At 60.9% G+C, this 230-nt stretch carries 1 protein-coding gene; it reads left to right on the top strand.

Annotated features, from left to right (window positions below; genetic code table 11):
- The coding region (locus EOB49_RS36045) for a hypothetical protein (protein WP_206526245.1) at positions 1-230 on the top strand (230 nt) is incomplete at both ends.

Here is a 230-nt window from a genome sequence, read left to right as displayed (position 1 = left end):
ATAGAGGTTTGAAACCGGCACTGGTTGGGGTGTTGTTGTGCGGATTGCTGGGGTTGGTGCGTTGCAGTGTGGCGGCGCAACTGGTGATGCACGGCGATGCCGCGGCGCACAACGTACAGCCCGTCGAACTGGCTGCACACGAGCGCGAGTGGATTCGCGATAACCCGACAGTAACGGTTGCGTCGTTGCAATACCCGCTGTACCTGTTCCAGGACGAGCACGGCCAGTGG

The organism is Mesorhizobium sp. M7A.F.Ca.MR.148.00.0.0 (assembly GCF_003997735.1).
Taxonomy (GTDB): Bacteria; Pseudomonadota; Alphaproteobacteria; order Rhizobiales; family Rhizobiaceae; genus Mesorhizobium.
The sequence above is the reverse complement of the archived record's forward strand: the minus strand, read 5'-3'. Positions and strand labels throughout refer to the sequence as shown.